This window comes from Spongiactinospora gelatinilytica (assembly GCF_003236385.1).
Lineage (GTDB): Bacteria > Actinomycetota > Actinomycetes > Streptosporangiales > Streptosporangiaceae > Spongiactinospora > Spongiactinospora gelatinilytica.
On the sequence record NZ_POUA01000511.1, the window covers coordinates 1 to 4,392 of the forward strand.

A 4,392-nucleotide genomic window follows, 5' to 3' on the forward strand; every position below is an offset into this window, starting at 1 on the left:
GACAGCACCCAGCGCCCCCACCCGGAGTCGGCGGCGGCCCCGCCGTACGAACCGAGCCCGGCCAGGCAGAGCGCGGCCAGGCAGACGCCCGCCGAGCGGACACCCGGCGCGCGCGGCCCCCCACAACTCGCACCCACGGTAGTGGTTATATCGCGCTATGTGGCCGCTCAACCCTCGTCGAGCAGCTTCTCCACGACTTGCACGATCGGCAGGTCGGCGGGCAGCCAGGGCACGGTGTAGAGGTCCGCGCGGGACAGCCAGCGCAGCTCCAGGTGCTCCTTGGGCTCAGGTACGCCCGCCACCACCTCGGCCAGCCACACCCGCAGCAGGTAGCCGTCGGCCAGCGCCCAGTCGCCGCCGATCCGCGCGCCCACCTTGATGAGCACGCCCAGCTCCTCGTCGCACTCCCTGATCAGCGCCGCCACCTCGGACTCCCCCGGGTTGACCTTGCCCCCGGGGAACTCCCACCCGCCGTACAGCGCGGGCGGCTCGGCGCGCTGCGCCGCGAGCAGCCGCCCACCGGCCACGATCGCGGCCCCCACGACGATCTGCTCAGCCATGGAAAGTCATCATGTCAGCCCTGCTCCAGCCGTTCGAGCTGTTTCTTGACCGAGTCGGTGTCCAGCGGCCGGGTGAAACCGACCCGGCCCGGCCGGTTGGTGTAGCTGGTCACCTTGATCGGCCCGCACAGTGTGCATCTGGCCTCCAGCATCTTGCCCTTGGACACCACCAGCCCGACGTGCCCGGGGCTGTTCGCGCGCGTACCGGGCCCGGAGTTGAAGTACACCAGGTCACCGGGCTGTTCGTCGCCGTCCTTGACGCGAACACCGAACGGCCATTGCACGAACGTCGTACGCGGAATCGTCAGGCCGGCGTTGCGGTAGGCCATGTAGATGACGCCCGAGCAGTCGAACGCGTCGGGCCCCGTGCCGCCCCAGCGGTACGGCTTGCCGCGCTGCGCCAGCGCGTAGTCGATGATCTTCTTGAGCACCGCGCCCTGCGCCGCGTCCACCATGGTCTGGTCGCACATCGGATCGGCCTCGGGCGGGCGCTTCACCTCGCCGTCCTTGGCGTACCCGCGGGCGAGGGCCAGCACCTGGTCCACGTACCACCAGGCGCGGTTGTAGGTGAACAGCGCCCGGCGCAGGTCTTCCGGAGCGCCGTTGCGCTTGAGCATCCGGGCCGCGCCCAAGATGGCGTCGGCCGGGTTGTAGACGTCGGCCCAGCCGTCGCCGTCGCCGTCGGAGGCGTACCCGTTGAACTGCGACGGGATCTTGATCTTGGACTTGCCGCCCCAGGTGCTGATCAGGAACTGCATCGGCCCGGCCGCGCCCGCCGAGTTGGTGCCGCTCTGCACGCCGGGGAGGCGGGACCGGCCGTGGTTGGTCTCCCGCTTGCCCACCCCGGCCAGGACGTTCCACTGCACGCCGATCTTCTTGCCGTGCTCCTTGTAGAGCTCCAGGTACTCGGCGGGGATGTCGGAGGACGCCGTCCCCGACTGGTCCTCGTCACCCTCGGAAACGGAGTCCGAGCAGTCCGGCATCGTGCCGCTTCCCCCCAGGATGGAGGGGAAGGTGCTCATCAGCATCGGCGCGATCACCAGTGTCATCAGAACCAACCCCGCCACGCCGACTAAGACCGCGATCCGGGCACGGGAGGTGTTCATGTCACCCCCTCGGGGACGGTGTCCGGGTCGCCTTCCTGTCCGGCGGTGGCGGGTTGCAGATCGTGTACCCGCCAGTCGCCGCCCACCTGGACGAGGGTGACGGCGAAGTCCTCGCTGCTCTGCGAGGGCACGTTCCTGACCGTCACCTTCCGGGAGCCGGTCACGACGTAGGTCACCGACGTCTCGTCGATCTGCCTGATCTGCTTGACGGCGGCCGATCCCTCGGAGATCCGCTGCTCGGCGATGCTCTGCTCGATGACGCCGGGCGCGGCGACCGAGCGGGCCAGCTCGGCGCCCAGGTCGGCCGTGGTGAACCCCTTGAGGCGGTCGGCGTAGGCGTTCTGCGCCTCATCGAAGCGGAACGTGCCGTAGGCCGCGGTGAACCGGCGCGCCACGTCGGCCGTGGCGGCCAGTTCCTCCTTGGTCATCGGCAGGTAGGAGTAGATGTCGAAGGGGGCGTGGCTGGCGGTCGCGAGCGGCGGGCGCGGCGTCACCGGGGGCGCGCTCGGCGTACGGCCGGGCTCGTACCTGCCGGCGTCCGCCGGCTCCCGCTCGCCGCCCGGCCACATGGTCAGGTACACCCCGACCAGCGCCAGTACCACGACCAGCGCGCCGAACACCAGCTTGCGCCGGTCACCTGCCGGGGCCATCCGTCAGTCCTTGTCGTGCCTGGACGGACGCAGCCAGAACGGCACGTCCGGCGTATCGCCCGAACGGCCGCCGCCGGACAGCCACAGCGGCGGTGCCTCGGCCCGCCGCCCACCGTCGCCTCCGCCGCCGCGCGCCGCCGGGCCTCTGCTCGAACCGCCCGCCGAGCCTCCCGAACGCCGGGACGCGCCGCCGTTCCCGCCGAACAGGCCGCCGCCGCTCGAACCACCGCTCGAACCGCCGCCGTTCGACGACCTGCCGCCGCCACCGCCGAAGAGGCCGCCGCCGGACCGGCCGCCCGACGTACGGCCGGCGGACCCGGAGCCCGGCGAACCGCCGCGTGCCCATCCGCCGGACCGGCCGCTGAACCACCCGCCACGGCCCCCGGACCCGCCCGTGCCGCCCGAGGTGCCGGAGCCCGACACGCTGGGCGTGCCGCCGGTCCGCCCGCCGCGCACCGGCGCGCCGCCGGGTCGCTTGCCGGACAGGTCGAGCGGCGGGGCCGATCCGGTGCGCGGCAGCGTCGTACGGGACGTGCCCGCCTTGCGCCGGGCGCCCGCCGAACCCTCGGTGTCCAGGGGGGCGGGCTGGCCGGCGACCGGCACGCGGGTGCCGGAGGCGCCGCCCTGCGCCGCCCCCTCCTCGCCGCGTACCTTGCCCTGGGCGACGGCCGCCGCCGCGGCCGTGGCCGCGCCACCGCTCGCCATCGCCGCGGCCTGGACGAGCGGCTCGGCCTTGCGCATCCCCCAGCGCCCGACCCGGTAGCCGGCGACCGGGGGCAGCACGTTGGCCGCCCGCGACAGGGACGGCGCGGCCGCCGCCTCGCCCAGCATCCGGGTGGTGAGCGTGTGCCCGTCCATCGAGGCGAACAGGTGCTGGAACGGCCTTCGGTAGAAGAACACCGCGATGGTCAGCAGCGCGATGAACAGGATCTGCATGCCCCACGGCATCGCGGTCGAGATGATCAGCGCGTACCCGTACACGAGCACGCCGAGGACCAGCGCCATCACCGCCTGCCGCAACAGCGTGCCGATCACCATCTCCAGCCAGCGCAGCGCGATGATCCGCCCCGAGCCGGGGTGTACGCCGATCAGCAGGAAGATCGGCGCCAGGATCAGCAACAGCAGGAACCCGACCTTGAGCACCAGCAGCGACACCGCCACCAGGAAGATCAGCAACCCGGCGACCATGGCCGCGATCAGCGCGCCCAGTGAGATGCCCAGCCTGCTCATCCAGTCATGGCCGCTGAGCAGCGGGTAGATCGAGGTGCCGTTGAGTTGCTTGATGACCTCTTCCTCGTAGCGCTTCTGGTGCGCCGAGGCCGCGGGCTGTTTTTCGACCTGCTGCTCCTGCCGGTCGATGGCCTGGATGTCGATCATGAGCGCGCCGAAGTCGCGTACGACGGGCGCGTTGGGGTCGGCGGTGCCGAACATGCCCATCAGCCACGGCTTGCAGGCGAGCGTGGACCACAGGGCGTCGGCGTTCTGCTCGACGCCCGCCGTACCGCCCTGGCCGTAGCCGCCGGACTGCGGCGTGGCCTGCGCGGCCGGCGTGCCCTTGGGCGGCAGGCAGGACGCCCCGCCCGCGCCGGGCAGCCCGCTGAACGCCGAGTTGACCACCTCGGCCGTCTTGTCGGTGACGACCTTGCCCACGCCGGTGAAGTCGCCGGGGCGGCTGAAGAACCACACCGCGACGGTCACCGCGAGCACCATCCAGATGACGCCCTCGGCGGTCGTGGTGGCGCGTTTCCTGATCAGGCCGTACCAGGCCAGCCAGATCGCGCCGAGGATGACCAGCGGGCGCAGGTAGGGCCAGTACATCGCGTTGGCGAGGTTCGTGACGACGTCGTCGACCACGTCCTTGATCGACTGGAGCGGGCCCTCGGTCGCGGCGGCCTGGTAGGTGGTGATGGTGAGCCGGTCCATCGCCTTGGCCAGCGTGAAGATCATGTTGGCCCAGGCGTTGCCGAGCACCGCCACCACGTCGTCGCAGCCCAGGTCGTGGGTGTGCCAGTACAGGCCGGCCATGCCGTAGGCGCCGTAGTTGGTCTGCGTGGCCGGGTCGGGCGCCGGTGGGGC

Annotated in this window: 4 protein-coding genes; all 4 read right to left on the reverse strand. The window is 72.0% G+C overall.

Going from position 1 to position 4,392, the window contains the following annotated elements; genetic code table 11:
• Window positions 1–167: 167 nt before the first annotated feature.
• Entirely contained in the window at window positions 168–560 is a 393-nt protein-coding gene (locus C1I98_RS35930; RefSeq protein WP_111171752.1) for a (deoxy)nucleoside triphosphate pyrophosphohydrolase, read from the reverse strand.
• Between the two features lie 14 nt (window positions 561–574).
• Window positions 575–1,666, reverse strand: a complete 1,092-nt coding sequence (locus C1I98_RS35935) for a C40 family peptidase (RefSeq protein ID WP_111171753.1) — start codon at window positions 1,664–1,666, stop codon at window positions 575–577.
• Window positions 1,663–2,316, reverse strand: a complete 654-nt coding sequence (locus C1I98_RS35940; protein WP_111171754.1) for a hypothetical protein — start codon at window positions 2,314–2,316, stop codon at window positions 1,663–1,665. Before C1I98_RS35940 ends, C1I98_RS35935 begins: the two co-directional genes overlap by 4 nt.
• 3 nt (window positions 2,317–2,319) lie before the next feature.
• Window positions 2,320–4,392, reverse strand: a 2,073-nt coding sequence (locus C1I98_RS45210; RefSeq protein ID WP_111171755.1) for a type IV secretion system protein, incomplete at its 5' end; no start/stop codon positions are given.